The organism is Actinoplanes sp. DH11, from assembly GCF_020873875.1.
In the GTDB taxonomy this organism is placed as follows: domain Bacteria; phylum Actinomycetota; class Actinomycetes; order Mycobacteriales; family Micromonosporaceae; genus Actinoplanes.
The window spans coordinates 1-506 of sequence record NZ_JAHWGU010000099.1 but is presented as its reverse complement, the minus strand read 5'-3'; the positions used below and the strand labels follow the sequence as shown (position 1 = coordinate 506).

The 506-nt window shown below is 48.0% G+C and carries 1 protein-coding gene; it reads right to left on the bottom strand.

All coding sequences use genetic code 11. The annotated features are described in order from the left end of the window. A partial coding sequence (locus LPA41_RS40890) for a hypothetical protein (RefSeq protein WP_229076877.1) occupies positions 1–481 on the bottom strand: 481 nt, incomplete at its 3' end. Positions 482–506: the final 25 nt, after the last annotated feature.

Genomic DNA, 506 nt, shown 5'->3' with positions numbered 1-506 from the left:
TCACCGGAATATTCGAGCAAATAATCGCCGCAATAGTCATCACGACCATGCCAAGGCGAAAATCTTTCATGGATGCGCCTTGCTTCATGTCATGAACAAGCGCGGAGATTGATGATAGGTTGCTGTCAACAGTCGAGGCAAGACCGGAAATCAAAATAAACATAAATACAACAGTCGCCCAATAAGGCAAATAATCCCGAATCATTTCAAGGTTGACCATCGACGGATCGCTGGACTGAAACCCACTTCCATAGGCCATAAATCCGATAGTACTCATCAGAAGGGGAACAGTCGCAAAAGCAATAGCGCCCCCAAAAAACGCCTTGCCGACATCTTGTTCTCTGACGCTTAATGCCCGCTGCCAAAAGTTTTGGTCGCCAAACGGGCCGGAAAGCAGGCCGATGACTGTTGGAATGCCAAACGCCAACATGACTTCGATACCATGCGCGTCAAAGAATCCAATGTCGCCATTGTTCTTCACGCCGCCCAACCCTTCTACTATTGAA